Below are 19,475 nucleotides of genomic sequence, written 5' to 3' on the forward strand. Positions count from 1 at the left end.
TTTCTGGTTCAAAAAACAACTTACTCTAAAAAAATTTGAATAAAGCAAGTTCTTAAGTTGATAGGCATGAGGTCCCGCCACGTCGCCATCAAACTAGGGTCTTGAAGTATCCCCTGGTCCTTAGAGCATGTCAAAAAACTAACAAATAAGTATTTTAGGAGGGTTTTATGAAAAAGAAAATGATTATTGCACTTGGTGTTTCTGCTATAATAGTGACTAATTTTGTAGGAAGTACTTATGCAGACTCGAAAACAGGAGTTTCTGTTACAGCTCCCTATAATACAAATCAAATAGCGGAATGGTTAGAAATGCATGCAAAGCCTTTAAAAACAACTAATCCAACTGCATCTTTTAATGATTTAAAACCACTTAAGAATATGGTAGGTTCAGCTTCAATTGTAGGTTTAGGTGAAGCTACGCATGGGGCTCATGAAATTTTTACAATGAAACAACGCATTGTTAATTTTTTAGTATCTGAAAAGGGATTCACCAACTTAGTTTTAGAAGAGGGATGGGACAGAGCTTTGGAGCTTGATCGATATGTTCTTACTGGTAAGGGAAACCCAAGCCAACATCTATCACCTGAATTTAACACAAAAGAAATGTTAGATCTACTTAGTTGGATTCGACAATATAATGCTAATCCAAAACATAAATCTAAAGTGCGTATCATTGGGATGGATATTCAATCAGTAAACGAGAATGTTTATAATAATATAAGAGAATATATAAAAAGAAACAATTCAGATCTTGTGCCAAGAGTAGAAGAGAAGATAAAAGGTCTTATTCCTGTAACAAAGGATATGAATACTTTTGAGAGCCTTACGAAAGAAGAAAAAGAAAAGTATATTTCAGATGCTAAACAAATCAGTGCTTTATTAGAACAAAATAAAAGTTATCTAAACGGAAAATCCAAAGAATTCGCATGGATAAAACAAAATGCTCGTATTATTGAACAGTTTACTACAATGTTAGGAGGAACATCCCCTGATAAACCATCGGATTTTTATTTGAAACATGATATTGCAATGTATGAAAATGCGAAGTGGACTGAAGAACATTTAGGGAAAACCATAGTTTGGGGACATAATGGACACGTTTCGAAAACAAATATGATTCCATTTATATACCCTAAAGTAGCTGGGCAGCATTTAGCAGAATATTATGGAAAACGGTATGTATCTATTGGAACATCAGTTTATAAAGGACAATATAATGTTTATAATAATGATGGTAAATTTGGCCCATATGGAATATTAAAATCAGATGATCCAAACAGTTATAATTACATTTTTGGACAGGTCAAAAAAGATCAATTTTTTATTGATTTACGTAAGGCGAACGGAGTGACAAAAACTTGGTTAAACGAACAACATCAAATTTTCGCTGGAATAACTAAAGAAGGCCCTGGTATACCAAAAACTGTTGATATATCATTAGGTAAAACGTTTGATATACTTGTTCAAATTCAAAAAGTAAGTCCATCTCAACTACATCAATAATTTGTAATAATGTGCGAGAAGGCTTGCTTAAGGGCACAACGATTCGTGAAGAGTTTGAATTTCGTTGGAATCGGGTTATCGAACTTGGGACATTTGTTTATATGCTGAAGGCCCATCTACATGGAATCTTCGAGTTAAGCAGTGAGAGCGTTAGTAGTGCAATCCGTTTGTGTTGGAATGCTGTAACTCTTAGAGATTTAACATAGGTAGATGCACAATAGCCGCCCTCAAAGGAAGTTCCAAACAACCTTTAAGGGCGGCTTCTGTTTTATGGATGGTTTATTACAAAAAAATGGAGTTAGGTACACAACTTTATTGTCTGTAAACAAATGTCTGGTGATAAAAAAGTGTGGAACTAGTCATTTTACAAACATCAAGAAAGATCCCGATGATATATCGGGATCTTTTTAGCTTAGGAAGGCAATTATGTCTACAATAGGCTAACGAATTCGAACTATTAGAAAAACAAACAACTTAAATCAAATAAAGTTTGCAAATATAATTGGAATTTCTCAAGGAACGTTGAGTGAGCTGGAGCAAGATATACTTATAGCAATTAAAGAAAACTTCAATTCCCATATAGAGTGGTTAATCTTTGGAGATACGCCTGTAGCAATTGAGCCCACACAGTAGGGGAACGTCATTCGATTAGCAATACAAAGTAAATAATCAGTTGTAACGTCAAAAACCTTTGCTTAAGATATTAAATGATTAATTTCAGGCCGCGCTACGTTTCACTCCCAATTAGAAACAACCTGTTTAGTTACCCCGATCTTATTAGAAATTTCCTTTTGTGTCCATTTATGGATTAGTCTCAATTTTTACATCGCTGTTCCAAAGTATTCATGAATTCATCTCTATTAAATCAAATAGGTTTTACCCGCCCCATCTGCTTACTAATTATACCTACTTATAGCCCATATTATAGTTTATTCATGCCCTACTGTACCCTACGAGTAGCCTATGAATAGGCTACGAAGTAAAATATATCTAAAAAATATTACTTTGCTATTGTATAAAGCTGTGAGTTGTTATATTCTACATTTGTATTTTGAAGTAAAACTAAAATATATCTTAGGAGTAGAAAAAGATAATTGAACTTTACTCTGATTTAGTAGTTCTAAAAAGAAGGTGAATAATGAGCAAAATTCGATCAAGTAACTCTATAGCATCTATTCAACGGAAAATCAAAGAAGGAAGAGGTCAAGGCCACTTTTCGGAATATAAACCTTGGTTGACTATACATGATGTACCTTCAATAGGGATAGTTACTCGAATTCTTGGTTGGAAAAGTGGTCGACTTCACCATTATCTGTCTGAACACTTTGAATTGGCACATCATTACTAAATGGAGTGGTCAGAGCAAGTGATTGATATTCGCGAACAATTTCCTTTATTACCTCTAGATAAAACCCTCTATATTGCACAAAAGTTAGGCATTAAACATCCAACTGACCCCAAGAATAAGCTTCCCATCATTATGACTACAGATATGTTACTTACAGTAAAACAAGAAGAAAGTATAAAATTTATTGCACATTCTATCAAACCTTCTAACAAGTTGACAAAACGAGTTGTAGAGAAATTACAGATTGAAAAAGAGTTCTTTAAAGATCAAAAGATAGAGTGGGCACTTATTACTGAAAGACAGATAAACTACAATTTGGTTAGGAATGTCGAATCGCTTCATAATGCTAAAAACAACGATAAATTGTCAAATCACCATATAAATAGTCTCGAAGATAATCTCTATTGTGCTATTCAACAAAGTGAAAAACCACTTGCGAAAGTGACAAAGAACAAGATGAATTATTTGGTTTACCAAGTGGGTACTGCATGCAAATTGTGAAATATTTAATAGCGAATCGCTATTGGTAGTGGATATGACTCATCTAATACAGCCTAATCTACAATCCATGATTATTTTAGAAAATAGATCGCAAAGCGCAAGGATTCGGAGCACCGGCAGAAAATGCCTCCAGGGAAGATCTCCCAAATCGGCCGGCACCCCGCCTGAATGTCGACACGCGTCGAATTCCTCGATTGATGGCAAACCATTCCCAGCGTTTCTTCTCCATTCGCTTTTTTTAGGCAAAATATTAACACTTTATGTTGGACAGACCAAATTTAACTAAAGTTTTACTATACATTCTTGGAAATTTTGATATAATTCTACCTAGGTTACCTTTCCAATTATGATAGAAAATAGAATTAGATGGTTTTTATATCTATGCAAGCTGTGCGCGAGAAACCAATCCACTGGCTACCCAGCAAGCAGGCATGCGGAGACCGACAATTGTGGAAAATGACAGCCGAGAATATGTTGCTCCATGACGTCAGAAGGTTCAGAAAGGATGAAGCCAACCTTATCCCAATTCCAATGGAGGATGAAGCGCGTGATCATTTTTGAAGAGATGTAATTTACTTCCAATATAAAGACTGTCCCGTTCATGCCATACGGAGCATTCTTTGAGCCTCATGCAGACCCATCGTCACATCTAATCGTCAGGAAAAGCTCACTACCCCGCAGCCGTATCTTTACTTATCCACACCAGACGGGGGAATACACAAATCGTACATAGAGTGTATCAATATCCCTTAAACATAGGCTTCGACAAAGGCAGCTCCGGTGCCGAATCTGGAGGTACGGCCGACTTCCTGCTGGCCGGCCGGAACCCTACAGCAAGCCTTACATCGATGGGAGGAACATCCCTTGTCCACCCCCAAATCCAATTCCAAACCCAATGTTAAACCAAAGCCCGTCTTCGGGCGGCTCGTCCGCAGCAAGCATATTTAAGCACCCGCATCTCTTGCGTAGAACGATGCTCTTAGTTGTCTTTCACGCATAGCAGCCGAGCGGGACAGCTGCTAGGCAGAAGATTGCCGCATGGCGATCAACCGGGCAAGCGAAGCGGTGACCTGGCGAAAGCCATTGACATTATTGTCACATGTTTGAAAAGGCGGGGAGCGAGGCTGAAGCGTTGCTGCGGCATATGCTCCGCCGGATTGCTTTTACCGATGAAGAGAGGGGAACGATCCAGATGGCTTTTGAAAAAGAAACGTTGTTTTGGAACGAAAAATTCGGTAGCGACGATTATACCTTGACGCGGCTGCCTTACAGCAAAGCTCCAAGCTCCCTGGAGCCCATTATGACAACCGTCGGCGGTTCGCTTTCGGAGGAAGTGGCGCAGCGCGTCCTTCAAATGAGCAAGGGCGCTCCGCTGGCCACTTTTATGATTTTGCTCGCAGGTGTTCAGTCGCTCTTGCATAAATATACGGGCGCTTCTGACATTCTGGTCGGCATGCCGGTTGTACGGAAACCGACGGAGACGCGCCGATCCGTTAATCATACGGCCATTTTGAAAAACTCGCTTTCGGCGGATGCGACTTTTAAAACGCTTCTGAGCGAGCTGAGGACTTCCTTGCCGGAAGCGATTCAGCATCAACATATTCCGTTCTTGAAAATGACAGAGAAGCTGGACCTGCAATATGCAGACGGGATACCCGTCGTCCATACGCTAGTATCCCTTAAGGAGCTGCATCTGGACGAAATCGGGCAAAACGTGGTCACGGATTGTTCCTTTGAATTTAGCTTAACCGGCGGGACGATACAGCTAGCGCTGTCATATAACGAGCACTTATATGACTCCGAGTTCATGACGCGGGTCGTCGGCCATCTGAATCGCCTGCTGGCCGTGGGGCTTCACGAGTTGGATCTGGACATTGTGCGGGCGGACATGCTGTCGGAGGACGAGAAATTTCAATTGCTGCAAAGCTTTAACGATACCGAGAAGGACTATCCCCGTGATCGGACGATTCATCAGCTCGTGGAGGAGCAGGCGAAGCGGGTGCCCGAAGCGACGGCGGTTGTCTTTGAGGGGCGCCGTCTTTCGTACGCGGAGCTGAACGAACGGGCGAACCGGCTGGCGCGGACGCTGCGATCGGTCGGCGTGCTGCCCAATCAGCTGGTAGGCTTGATGGCCAGGAGATCGCTGGAGACGGTCGTTGGCATTCTGGCGGTTCTGAAAGCTGGCGGTGCCTACGTGCCGATCGACCCGGAATACCCGGAAGAACGCATCCGCTACATTCTGGAGAACTCGAACGCGCAGCTGCTGCTGACTCAAAGGGAGCTGCAGCAGCAGGTGCCGTTCGAAGGGACCGTGGTGGCGCTGGATGACGAGCAGGCCTACAGCGACGATGGCTCGAACCTGGATCCGGCCAGCGGTCCGAATGATCTGGCTTATGTCATCTATACATCAGGTACGACGGGCAAACCCAAAGGGGTCATGCTGGAGCATCGCGGGCTGGTCAGCCTGAAACTGACGTTTGCCCATACGCTTCACACGACCGAACAGGATCGAGTGCTGCAATTCGCCAGCCTATCGTTCGATGCGTCGTGCTGGGAGATGTTCAACGCTCTATATTTCGGGGCGACCTTATATATACCGTCAACCGAGACGATTTTGGATGATCAGCTGTTCGAACGTTTCATGAACGAGCATGCAATTACGATCGCCACTTTGCCGCCAACTTATGCGGCTTATTTGAATTCAGACCGCCTGCCGAGTCTGAGTAGGCTCATCACGGCGGGCTCCGCCGTTTCAGCCGAATTCGTGCAGCAGTGGAAAGACAAGGTACAGTACTATAACGCGTACGGTCCGACGGAAGCCTCGATCGCCACATCCGTGTGGGCGGCGTCTACGTATGACACCGAACGCAGAGCGATACCGATCGGACGTCCGATCTGGAACCATCGCTTGTATATACTGGGCGCACAGAATCAACTGGCGCCTATCGGAGTGGAAGGGGAATTGTGCATCGCGGGCGTCGGCCTCGCCCGGGGATATTGGAACCGGCCGGATCTGACGGCAGAGAAATTCATCGAACACCCGTTTGAGCCCGGAGAGAGACTGTACCGAACGGGCGACTTGGCCCGCTGGCTACCGGACGGAAATATTGAGTACTTGGGCCGGATTGACCATCAGGTGAAAATCCGTGGATTCCGGATCGAGATCGGCGAGATTGAAGAGCAGCTTCTGAAGATCGACTCCGTGCAGGAGACGATCGTAATCGCGCGGGAAGGCAAAAGCGGGCAAGAACTGTGCGCTTACCTGGTCGCGGGCCGCCCGCTTACGCTCGGCGAGCTGAGAAGCGCGCTGGCGCAAAAATTGCCGAATTACATGATTCCGGCGCATTTTGTTCAGCTTCCGCGGATGCCGCTCACGCCGAACGACAAAATCGACCGCAAGGCTTTGCCTGCTCCGGAAGGAAACGCGCTGACCGGCGGCGCGTACGTAGCTCCTCGCAATGAAGCCGAGCGGACGCTTGCCGATGTGTGGCAGGCGGTATTGAACGCCGATCGCGTTGGGGTAACGGATCATTTCTTCGAGCTGGGCGGAGACTCGATCAAGTCCATTCAAGTATCTTCGCGGCTTCATCAAGCCGGGTACAAGCTGGAAATCCGGGATTTGTTCAAATATCCGACTATCTCACAGCTCAGCCTGCATGTGAAACCGATCGGACGTACCATCGATCAAGGCGAAATAACGGGTGAAACGGCGCTGGCGCCGATTCAGCATTGGTTTTTCGAGAGCTCCTTTGCGGCCCCGCATCATTTCAACCAGTCGGTGATGCTGTACCGGAAGGAACGCTTCGACGAAGAGACGGTGCGTCAGGTGCTGCAAAAGCTGGCCGAGCATCATGACGCCTTGCGGATGGTGTTCTGCAAGACGGAACAAGGGTTTAGTGCGCGGACCCGCGCGATTCAGGAAGGCGGGCTGTTCACGCTGGACGTGTTCGACTTCAAGGATGCGGAGAATACCGCGCAGGCTGTGGAAGCGAAGGCAACGGACATTCAAGCGGGCATCGATCTGGAGAACGGGCCCCTCGTGAAGGTGGGACTGTTCCGGTGCGCGGACGGCGATCATTTGCTGCTCGCGGTTCATCATGCCGTGGTGGACGGCGTGTCTTGGCGCATTTTGATGGAGGATTTCGCTCTGGGTTACGAGCAGGCCGGCAAAAGCGAGGAAATTCGTTTCCCAGCGAAAACGGATGCGTACCGCACTTGGTCCGAGCAGCTGGCCGCTTACGCGCAAAGCCCGGAGATGGCGAAGGAACGGGCCTATTGGCAGGCCGTGGAACAAATTGCGGTTCCGGCCTTGCCGAAGGATCTGGAGGCGGACGTTACGACGCAGCAGGACAGCGAATCGCTGTTCGTCCGTTTGACTCCCGAAGAAACGGAGCTGCTGCTGAAGCGGGTTCACCGGGCCTACAACACCGAAATGAACGATATTTTGGTAACGGCGCTCGGCATAGCCGTTCGCAAGTGGACGGGACACGAACGGGTGCGGATCAATCTCGAAGGACACGGACGCGAATCGATCGGAACGGATATCGACATCACGCGCACAGTCGGCTGGTTTACGACCAAGTTTCCGGTCGTCCTGGAGCCGGAAACCGACCGGGATTTGGCCTATCAGATTAAACAGGTCAAGGAAAGCTTGCGCCGCATTCCGAACAAGGGGCTTGGGTACGGCGTATGCCGCTATCTCTCCAAATCGGAGGATGGCTTTGTTTGGGGCTCAGAGCCGGAAATTAATTTTAACTACCTCGGCCAGTTCGACGATGATGTCAATCAGGACGAGATCGGCATATCTTCTTATTCCAGCGGCAGCCCGGCCAGCGACCGGCAGGCCCGCAGCTTTGTGCTGGATATCAACGGCATGGTGCTGGAAGGCGCTTTATCGCTCGATCTCAGCTACAGCCGGAAGCAGTATCACAAGGAAACGATGGAAGCCTTCGCTCAGCGGCTTGAGCAAAGTCTTCGAGAGCTCATTACCCACTGCGCAGGCAAAGAAAACACCGAATTGACGCCGAGCGACGTGCAATTTAAAGGCTTGACCATCGCGGAATTGGAGCAAATCGCCCAGCGCTCGGGCCATCTCGGGGAAATCGAAAATATTTACTCGCTTACGCCGATGCAGAAGGGCATGTGGTTCCACAGTGCGCTTGACCAGCAAACGGCAACTTACTTCGAGCAGACGCAGTTTACGATGCGGGGAGCGCTCGACGTCCAGCTTTTCGAGAGAAGCTGGATGGAGCTTGCGAAACGTCATCTGGTGCTGCGGGCGAATTTTGTGAAAGGACCAGCGGGCGAGCCACTGCAAATCATATACCGCGACAAGCCGGTCGGCTTTGAATATGAAGAGCTGCTTCATTTGCAGGTGGACGAGAAACAAGCGTACTTGGATAAAAAAGCCGAGGATGACAAGCTTCGCGGCTTCGACCTGGAACATGACGCGCTCGTTCGGGTTACGATCCTGCGCACCGAAGAGCAAAGCTATCATGTGCTGTGGAGTTTCCAGCATATTTTGATGGACGGCTGGTGCCTACCGCAGCTGACGCAGGAGCTGTTTGAGACGTACTCGGCCTTGGCATCCGGCAAGCAGCCAGCGGGAGATAAGGGATCGGATTATGGCGCCTATATCGAATGGTTGGAGAAACAGGACGATCAGGCGGCATCCGGCTATTGGACGGCGTTCCTGGCAGGTTATGAAGGGCAAACCGTACTCCCGGGACAAAAGGAACCGGCGCCGAACGGCAGATTTATGGCTGATCACGTCACTGCCGAGCTGGGCAAAGACTTGAGCGAGCGGATGGACCGGGTGGCGAAACAGCGCCTGGTTACGGTCAATACGCTGCTGCAAGCCGCATGGGGCGTGATGCTGCAAAAATATAACGGGACAAACGATGCCGTATTCGGCAGCGTCGTGGCCGGAAGACCGGCGGAAATCCCGGGCATCGAGTCCATGATCGGGCTGTTCATCAATACGGTGCCGGTCCGCGTCACGAGCGAAGCGGACACCGTGTTCGCCGACCTGATGGCGAAGCTCCAAGAGCGGGCGCTGGAGTCCGGGCGTTATGATTACTATCCGCTGTATGAAATTCAAGCCCGCAGCGTGCAAAAGCAGAACCTAATCAACCATATCATCGCTTTCGAGAACTATCCGGTGGACGAGCAGATGGAGCAGGCGGGCGACCAGCAGCACGGCGACCTGACGATCGCTGACGTTCAGATGGAGGAGCAGACGAACTATAACTTCAACGTGACCGTGGTGCCGGGAGTCGAGATCGAAATTCGGTTCGACTTTAACGCCGAAGTATTCGATAAAGACAGCATCGAGCGGCTCAAGGGGCATCTCGTCCATCTGCTGGAGCAGGTGACGGATAACCCGGAAATTACAGTGGGCGAGCTGGAACTTGTGACGGAGGCGGAAAAAACCGACCTTCTCGGACGTTTTAACGACACCATCACGGAATTTCCGCGCGGGAAGACGCTCATTCAATTGTTCGAAGAGCAGGCGGAGCGCATCCCGGATGCAGCCGCCATCTCCTTGAATGAGCAAGAGCTGACCTACCGCGAGCTGAACGAACGCGTCAACCGCCTTGCCCGTACCTTGCGTAGCCACGGGATATCCAAAGGCCGTCTGGTCGCCATTATGGCTGAGCGTTCCATTGAAATGGTGGTGGGCATGCTGGCGGCACACAAAGCCGGAGCGGCTTACGTACCGATTGACCCGGAATATCCCGAGGAGCGTATCCGTTTCTTGATCGAGGATTCGGGAGCGCAGGTCATGCTGACGCAAAGCCGCTTGCGCGAGCGCCTGGCGGGTTCAGACTCCGTGATCTTACTGGATGACGAGGCCTTCTATCACGAGGACGGCACAAATCTAAATCCAGGCACCGAAGCGACAGATCTGGCTTGCGTCATCTATACGTCAGGTACGACGGGCAAGCCGAAAGGCAACCTTGTTTCGCACCGCAACATCGTGCGGATCGTGCGAAATACGAATTATATCGACATCACCGAGCGGGATCATGTCCTCCAGCTTTCGAGCTATTCGTTCGACGGAGCGATTTTCGATATTTTCGGCGCTTTGACCAACGGGGCGCGGCTGGTGCTGGTTCTCCGCGAGACTTTGCTGGAAATCGGCCGTCTGGCGGATCTCATCCAGCGCGAGCGCATCTCGGTCATGCTGATTACGACGGCTTTCTTCAACATCCTTGTAGATGTGAACGTCGACTGCCTGCGGGATGTCCGGGCGATTTTGTTCGGAGGAGAGCGCGTGTCGGTCGGCCATGTGCGTAAAGCGCTCGTCCATATCGGACCGGGCAGGCTCAACCATCTGTACGGCCCGTCGGAAAGCACGGTTTATACCACGTACCTTCCGGTCGACTTCGTCGATGAGTCGGCGGTTACCGTACCCATCGGACGGCCGATCAGCAATACGACGGTGTATATCGTCGACAGCCGGAATAAGCTTCTGCCGATCGGCGTGGCCGGGGAGCTTTGCGTCGGCGGAGAAGGCTTGGTACGGGGCTACAATAACCGGCCGGAGCTGACGGCGGAGAAATTTGTGGACAATCCGTTTGTGCCGGGAGAGCGCATGTACCGGACGGGGGATTTGGCGAAATGGCTGCCGGACGGCACGATCGAATACGTAGGACGGACGGACGACCAAGTGAAAATCCGCGGCTTCCGCATTGAGCTGGGCGAGATCGAAGCTCAGCTTCAGAAAGTGGAGGGAATTCGGAAAACGACGGTATTCGCGAGGGAAAACGCCTCCGGCGAGAAGCAGCTTTGCGCCTATTATGAAGCGGACCGCGAGCTTCCGGCGGCCGAGCTGAAGAGCGCGCTTTCCCAGGAACTGCCGGCCTACATGATCCCGGCGTACCTGATCCAGTTGGAGCGGCTCCCGCTGACGGCGAACGGCAAGGTCGACCGCCGGTCCCTTCCGGCGCCGGAGGAGAGCTTGCAGCCGGGCGAAGGACGTACTCCACCTCGGACTCCGCTGGAAGCCAGTTTGGCCGGAATTTGGAAAAGCGTGCTCGGATTGGAGCACATCGGGGTTCATGACAACTTCTTCGACCTGGGCGGCCATTCCCTGCGGGCGACGACACTGGTGAGCAAGGTGCATCAGGAGCTGAACGTCGAGCTGCCTCTGCGCGACGTATTTCGCTACTCGACGATCGAAGAGATGGCTCTGGCCATCTCCCGGATCGGAGAGCAGTCGTTCTCGTCGATTCCGCTGGCAGGCGCAAGAGCATATTATCCGCTTTCCTCAGCTCAGAAGCGGCTGTTTATCCTGAATCAGCTGGAAGGGGCCGATCAGAGCTACAACATGCCGGGCGTGCTGCTGCTGGAAGGATCGATTGACCGGAGCCTGCTGGAGAAGGCTTTCCGCGGACTGATCGCACGGCACGAAACGCTGCGAACTGGCTTTGAGATCGTACAAGGCGAAGCTGTACAGCGCATTTACGAGAGCGTCGACTTTGCCGTTGAGTACCGTCATGCGAGCGAGGAAGAAGCGTCCGAAGTCGTGCAGGCCTTCATCCGGCCTTTTGACTTGGCGAAGCCTCCGCTGCTGCGGGCGGAACTCGTAGAGCTGGCAGCCGAACGTTATTTGCTGATGTTCGACATGCACCATATCGTCTCCGACGGGGTTTCGATGGACGTGTTAGTCGAGGAACTCGTTCGTCTGTACGGCGGCGAATCATTAGAGCCTTTGCGCATTCAATACAAGGACTATGCGGTATGGCAGCAGTCGGACGAGCAAAAAGTGCAGTTGAAACGCGAGGAAGCTTACTGGCTGGATCGTTACCGGGGCGAGCTTCCGGTTCTGGAAATGCCGACGGACTATCCGCGTCCTGCCGTGCAAAGCTTTGAGGGACAAACGCTGACGTCCTTCGTGGACGAGGCAACGAACGAAGGCTTAAAGCAGCTGGCCGCACAAAGAGGAACGACGCTGTATATGGTGCTGCTTGCGGCATATACCGTGCTTTTGCATAAATACACAGGTCAGGACGATTTGATCGTCGGAACGTCGATTGCGGGCAGAACGCACGGAGACACGCAGCCTTTGATCGGAATGTTCGTCAATACGCTGGCGCTCCGCAATTATCCGGCTTCGGAGAAGACCTTCCTGTCGTATCTGGAAGAAGTGAAAGAAACGACCTTAGGCGCTTACGAGCATCAGAATTATCCGTTCGAAGAGCTCGTCGATAAAGTGCAGGTCAGCCGGGATTTGAGCCGCAACCCGCTGTTTGACACGATGTTCTCCCTGCAAAACTTGGAGGATAAAGAGTTTGAGCTGGAAGGGCTGAAATTGTCCCCGTACCCTAGCGAATACGGCACGGCCAAGTTCGACCTGAGTGTGGATGTTACGGAAGAAAACGGCGGCCTGGAGTGCAGCTTTGAATTCGCAACGGCTCTTTATAAAGAAAGCACGATCCGGCGGCTGTCGACTCATTTCGGACATTTGCTTGCGACGATCGTAAGCCGTCCAGATGCGAAGATTGCCGAGCTGAACTTGCTGACGGCAGAGGAAAAAGAGCAAATTCTCGGCGCGTTCCACCCGGCGCAGCCGGAAGCGGCTCCTGCGGCCGCGTTCCACCGGCTGTTTGAGGAACAGGCGGAGCGCACGCCGGAAGAGGCGGCCGTCGTGTACGAGAACGACCGGCTGACGTATGCGGAGCTGAACGAGCGGGCAAACCGCTTGGCGGCTACGCTGCGCGCAAGCGGCATCGGCCGGGAGAAGATCGTCGGCATTCTCGCCGAGCGTTCGGTGGATTTGCTGGTGGCCGTGCTGGCTGTCTGGAAAGCGGGCGGGGCGTATGTGCCGCTGGACCCGGATTATCCGGCGGAGCGCGTGCGGTTCATGCTCGAAGACAGCGGAGCGAAGGTACTGCTGACGCAAACGGCGCTGCGAGAGCGTGCTGAAGTCTGGCTTGGCGAAGAGGAGCTGGCGCTGGCGGCGGTGCTGTACCTGGACGACGAAGCGTCGTACAGCGAGGAGCGGGCGAATGCGCCGATTGGCTCGGGCATGGTCTCCGGCAAGCTGACGGATGCTGTGGACGACGGCGATGAGAGCCATCAGAATATCGGCACCGACAGCTTCCATGAAGCCCGTCCGGAGGATCTGGCGTACGTGATCTATACGTCGGGAACGACGGGCAAGCCGAAGGGCGTGATGATCGAGCACCGCAGCCTGGTGAACACGGCGGCGGGCTACCGGCGGGAATACCGGTTGAACCAGTTCCCGGTGCGGCTGCTGCAGCTCGCAAGCTTCTCGTTCGACGTGTTCGTGGGAGATATCGCGCGGACGCTGTACAACGGAGGCACGATGGTGATCGTGCCGAAGGACGACCGGATTGATCCGTCTCGTCTGCACCACTGGATTAAGCGGGAACGGGTCACCATCTTCGAATCGACGCCGGCGCTGATCGTGCCGTTCCTGGAGTACGTGCACGAGCAGCGGCTGGATATGAGCTGGATGGAGCTGTTAATCACGAGCTCGGACAGCTGCAGCGTGGCGGATTACCGGACCTTGCAGGAACGCTTCGGCTCGTTGTTCCGGATCATCAACGCATACGGCGTAACGGAAGCGGCGATCGACTCCAGCTTCTACGAAGAGGAGCTGGCGAAGCTGCCGCAGACAGGCAATGTGCCGATCGGTAAAGCGTGGCTGAATGCGAAATTCTACATCGTGGACGCGCATCTGAACCCGGTGCCGATTGGGGTGCTAGGCGAGCTGGTCATCGGCGGAGTCGGAGTGGCGCGCGGGTACTTGAACCGTCCGGAGCTGACGGAAGAGAAGTTCGTAGACAGCCCGTTCGCCGCGGGCGAGCGGTTGTACCGCACGGGAGACTTGGCGCGGTGGATGGAGGACGGGAACGTGGACTTCATCGGCCGGATCGACAACCAGGCGAAAATCCGGGGGTACCGGATCGAGACGGGCGAGATCGAGTCGCAGCTGCTGCGGGTGGAAGGCGTGCGCGAAGCGGTGGTGCTGGTTCGAAGTGACGCGAACGGGCAGAAGGCGCTATGCGCGTATTACACGCCGGATACCGGAGCGGAGCTGGCAGTGAACGATCTGCGCAGCGCGCTGGCGCAGGAGCTGCCGGGTTACATGATCCCGTCGTACTTCGTGGAGATGGAGCGCCTACCTCTGACGCCGAACGGAAAGATTGACCGGAAGGCGCTACCGGCGCCGGAAGGGGAAGCGGGAAGCGGAACGGAGTACGTCGCACCGCGCAATGAGCTGGAAACGAAGCTGGCAGCGATTTGGCAGGAGGTGCTGGGGCTTGCGAAGGAGATTGGCGTTCACGACAACTTCTTCGACATCGGCGGCCACTCCCTGCGGGCGACGACGCTAGTCAGCAAGATTCATAAAGAGTTGAACGTGGATCTGCCGCTGCGCGACGTGTTCCGCCATTCCACCATCGAGAGCATGGCAGCCGCCGTTTCCCGGCTGGATGAGCAGACATTCGTTGCCATTCCGGTGGCGGATGACCGAGAGGTGTACCCGCAATCTTTTGCTCAAAAACGTCTCTTTATCCTGAATCAACTGGAAGGCGCGGAGCTTAGCTACAACATGCCGGAAGCGATGCTGCTGGAGGGTGCTTTGGACCGGGCAAGGTTCGAAGAAGCGTTCCGTAAGCTCGTGGCGCGGCATGAAACGCTGCGCACCGGGTTCGAAATGGTAGATGGCGAAGCATCGCAGCGGATTTACCAAGACGTGAATTTTGCCGTGGAGTTCTATCGAGTGGGTGAGCAAGAGGCCGAAGAGATGGTTCGCCGTTTCGTCCGTCCGTTTGACTTGGCGAAGCCTCCGCTGCTGAGGGTAGGCCTTGTCGAGCTGGCTCCAGAACGCCATATTCTAATGTACGACATGCATCATATTATTTCCGATGGCGTCTCGATGGAAATCTTTGTTGAAGAATTCGTCCGCTTGTACGGCGGCGAGCAATTGGAGCCTCTGCGCATTCAGTACAAAGACTACACCGTTTGGCAGCATTCGCAGGAGCAGAAGGAACGGCTTCAGCGTCAGGAGGCGTACTGGCTGGGCATGTTCCAAGGCGAGCTTCCGGTGCTGGAAATGCCGACCGATTATCCACGTCCGTCCGTGCAGAGCTACGAAGGCCAAACGCTGGAGTTTTTCTTCGACGCTTCGAAAACCGACGGCCTAAAGCAGCTGGCCTCGGAAACGGGCACAACGCTGTTTATGGTGCTGCTTGCGGCGTATAACGTCCTTCTGCATAAATATTCAGGTCAGGAAGACGTGATCGTCGGTACGCCGATTGCCGGAAGGAATCATGGAGATGTGCAGCCGTTGATCGGGATTTTCTTAAACACGCTGGCTATCCGCAGTTATCCGGCTTCGGAGAAGACATTCCTGTCATACCTGAACGAAGTCAAAGAAACGACCCTCCATGCCTTCGAGCATCAAAACTATCCGTTCGAAGAATTGGTGGACAAGGTGCAAGTCACCCGTGATTTAAGCCGCAATCCGCTCTTCGACACGCTGTTTACGATGCAGAATACGGAAAACGAGGAATTTGAGCTGGAAGGGCTTCGCCTGATTCCTTATCCGAGTGCATTGGATACCGCGAAGTTTGATATCAGCTTGGATGTGGGCGAGGAGAACGGCGGCTTGGATTACAGCTTCGAATATGCGACGGCTCTCTATAAAAGGGAGACGATCGAACGGCTGGCGAAACATTACGAGCAGCTGCTCGAAACGATCGTAAGCCGTCCAGATGCGAAGATTGCCGAGCTGAACTTGCTGACGGCAGAGGAAAAAGAGCAAATTCTCGGCGCGTTCAACCCGGCGCAGCTGGAAGCGGCTCCTGCGGCCGCGTTCCACCGGCTGTTTGAGGAACAGGCGGAGCGCACGCCGGAAGAGGCGGCCGTCGTGTACGAGAACGACCGGCTGACGTATGCGGAGCTGAACGAGCGGGCGAACCGCTTGGCGGCTACGCTGCGCGCAAGCGGCATCGGCCGGGAGACGATCGTCGGCATTCTCGCCGAGCGTTCGGTGGACTTGCTGGTGGCCGTGCTGGCCGTCTGGAAAGCGGGCGGGGCGTATGTGCCGCTGGACCCGGATTATCCGGCGGAGCGCGTGCGGTTCATGCTCGAAGACAGCGGAGCGAAGGTGCTGCTGACGCAAACGGCGCTGCGAGAGCGTGCCGAAGACTGGCTCGGCGAAGAGGAGCTGGCGCTGGCGGCGGTGCTGTACCTGGACGAAGAAACTTCGTACAGCGAGGAGCGGGCGAATGCGCCGATTGGCTCGGGCATGGTCTCCGGCATGCTGACGGATGCTGTGGACGACGGCGATGAGAGCCATCAGAATGTTGGCACCGACAGCTTCCATGAAGCCCGTCCGGAGGATCTGGCGTACGTGATCTATACGTCGGGAACGACGGGCAAGCCGAAGGGCGTGATGATCGAGCACCGCAGCCTGGTGAACACGGCGGCGGGCTACCGGCGGGAATACCGGTTGGATCAGTTCCCGGTGCGGCTGCTGCAGCTCGCAAGCTTCTCATTCGACGTGTTCGTGGGAGATATCGCGCGGACGCTGTACAACGGAGGCACGATGGTGATCGTGCCGAAGGACGACCGGATCGATCCGTCTCGTCTGCACTACTGGATTGAGCGGGAGCAGGTCACCATCTTCGAATCGACGCCGGCGCTGATCGTGCCGTTCCTGGAGTACGTGCACGAGCAGCAACTGGATATGAGCTGGATGGAGCTGTTGATCACGAGCTCGGACAGCTGCAGCGTGGCGGATTACCGGACCTTGCAGGAACGCTTTGGCTCGTTGTTCCGGATCATCAACGCATACGGCGTGACGGAAGCGGCGATCGACTCCAGTTTCTACGACGAGGAGCTGGCGAAGCTGCCGCAGACAGGCAATGTGCCGATCGGCAAAGCGTGGCTGAATGCGAAATTCTACATCGTGGATGCGCACCTGAATCCGGTGCCAGTCGGGGTGCTGGGCGAGCTGGTCATCGGCGGAGTCGGAGTGGCGCGCGGGTACTTGAACCGTCCGGAGCTGACGGAAGAGAAGTTCGTAGACAGCCCGTTCGCCGCGGGCGAGCGGTTGTACCGCACGGGAGACTTGGCGCGGTGGATGGAGGACGGGAACGTGGACTTCATCGGCCGGATCGACAACCAGGCGAAAATCCGGGGCTACCGGATCGAGACGGGCGAGATCGAGTCGCAGCTGCTGCGGGCGGAAGGCGTGCGCGAAGCGGTGGTGCTGGTTCGAAGTGACGCGAACGGGCAGAAGGCGCTATGCGCGTATTACACGCCGGATACCGGAGCGGAGCTGGCGGTGAACGATTTACGCAGCGCGCTGGCGCAGGAGCTGCCGGGCTACATGATCCCGTCGTACTTTGTGGAGCTGGAGCGCCTGCCGCTGACGCCGAACGGAAAGATTGACCGGAAGGCGCTGCCGGCGCCGGAAGGGGAAGCGGGAAGCGGAACGGAGTACGTCGCACCGCGCAATGAGCTGGAAACGAAGCTGGCAGCGATTTGGCAGGAGGTGCTGGGGCTTGCGAAGGAGATTGGCGTTCACGACAACTTCTTCGACATCGGCGGCCACTCCCTGCGGGCGACGACGCTGGCGGGCAAGGTATTTAAGGAATTAAACGTCAACCTGCCGCTGCGCGACGTATTCCGTCACTCGACGATTGCGGCGATGGCCGAGGCGATCGCCCGGATGGAACGGCGGGAGCATGAGGCCATTCCTCAAGCGGAGGAGAGAGAGTACTACCCTCTGTCCTCCGCGCAGAAACGGCTGTTCATTCAGCACACGCTGGATGGAGCGGATCAGCTTTACAACATGCCGGAGCTGGTGCAGGTGGAAGGAGAGTTTGATTTAGACCGGTTGGAAGCCGCCTTGCGGAAATTGATAACACGGCATGAATCGCTGCGCACCGGTTTTGAAATCGTGAAGGGCGAAGCGGTTCAGCGGATTTACCCGCAGGTCGATTTTGCTATCGAGCATCATCAAGCGGATAAAGAGGATGCGGCTCAAATCGAGCAGATCGTCCGCAGCTTCGTTCGTCCGTTTGATCTCGGCAAGCCGCCGCTGCTGCGCGCCGGGGTCATCGAACTGGAGCCGAACCTGCATATTCTCCTTTTCGACATGCACCATATGGTGTCCGACGGCGTATCAATGGCGATTGTGATCGATGAGTTCTCGAGTTTCTACGCCGGGGAAGAACTGCCGCCACTGCGCATTCAATACAAGGATTATGCCGTTTGGCAGCAGTCGAAGGCCCACCGAGAGCGGATCGGGCGGCAGGAAGCTTACTGGCTGCAAACCTTCGAAGGCGAGCTGCCGACGGCGGACCTGCCGATGGACTACGAACGGTCTGCGGCTCGCAGTTACGAAGGCGCGCATCTGGAGTTCGACGTCGAAGCTTCTCTCTCTACGCGGCTGCGCGAATTGGCGGCCGAGCGTGAAAGCACGCTGTTCATGGTGCTGCTTGCGGCTTATACCGTGCTGCTGTCCAAGTACAGCGGGCAGGAGGACTTGGTCGTGGGCACTCCGGTGGCGGGAAGAACGAACGCCGATTTGGAACCGGTCATCGGGATGTTTGTCAATACGCTGGCGATCCGCAATCGTCCGTCGGGCGACAAAACGTTCTTGTCCTACCTGGAAGAAGTGAAGGAAACGGCTTTGGGCGCTTTCGAGAACCAGGATTATCCATTCGAGGAGCTGGTGGAGCGTTTGAATGTGAAGCGGGAGCCGGGCCGCTTTCCGCTGTTCGATGCCGTTTTCGACTTGCAAAATATCGAAGAACGAGACGCCGAGCTAGAAGGGGTCAGCCTGAAGACTTACGAGCTTGACCATTTGGAAGAAGCGAAGTTCGATCTGACGCTGTTTATGTATGAAAACAACGGGGCGCTGAGCGGGGGCTTCTTCTACGCCACCAAGCTGTTCAAAAAAGCGATGATCCGCACCTTGACCGAGGATTACCTGCGGGTGCTGTCTCAAATTGCGGAAAATCCACAACTCGAGCTAAGCCGGATTGAATGTCATAAACCGGCGGCAGGCGCAAAAAGTGCCGTCGATACGATCGAATTCGCGTTCTAATCCTACAAGCGCGCCTCCGCCGTCAAAT

5 protein-coding genes are annotated in these 19,475 nt (G+C 53.2%); 4 read left to right on the forward strand and 1 reads right to left on the reverse strand.

Features of this window, described 5'->3' with window-relative positions; all coding sequences use genetic code 11:
- Positions 1-167: 167 nt before the first annotated feature.
- Complete coding sequence (locus tag BN1546_RS14840) at positions 168-1,502, forward strand: erythromycin esterase family protein (protein ID WP_013373230.1); 1,335 nt, start codon at positions 168-170, stop codon at positions 1,500-1,502.
- A gap of 456 nt (positions 1,503-1,958) precedes the next feature.
- Positions 1,959-2,135 carry a helix-turn-helix domain-containing protein gene (locus BN1546_RS28515; RefSeq protein ID WP_369690601.1) on the forward strand — a complete coding sequence of 59 codons (177 nt, stop codon included), beginning with the start codon at positions 1,959-1,961 and terminating at the stop codon, positions 2,133-2,135.
- A 101-nt stretch (positions 2,136-2,236) separates the two neighbouring features.
- Here the strand turns inward: BN1546_RS28515 and BN1546_RS14845 are convergent, their stop codons facing one another.
- Positions 2,237-2,320, reverse strand: coding sequence for a helix-turn-helix domain-containing protein (locus BN1546_RS14845; RefSeq protein ID WP_225683805.1), 84 nt, complete (start codon positions 2,318-2,320; stop codon positions 2,237-2,239).
- A gap of 548 nt (positions 2,321-2,868) precedes the next feature.
- Here BN1546_RS14845 and BN1546_RS27880 point away from each other — a divergent pair.
- Positions 2,869-3,351, forward strand: coding sequence for a TnsA endonuclease N-terminal domain-containing protein (locus BN1546_RS27880; protein ID WP_255305370.1), 483 nt, complete (start codon positions 2,869-2,871; stop codon positions 3,349-3,351).
- A 1,099-nt stretch (positions 3,352-4,450) separates the two neighbouring features.
- Entirely contained in the window at positions 4,451-19,447 is a 14,997-nt protein-coding gene (locus BN1546_RS14860) for a non-ribosomal peptide synthetase (RefSeq protein ID WP_090738098.1), read from the forward strand.
- The last annotated feature ends 28 nt before the right edge of the window (positions 19,448-19,475 follow it).

Origin of the sequence: Paenibacillus sp. Mc5Re-14, from assembly GCF_001049835.1 — a bacterium.
GTDB lineage: Bacteria > Bacillota > Bacilli > Paenibacillales > Paenibacillaceae > Paenibacillus > Paenibacillus polymyxa_C.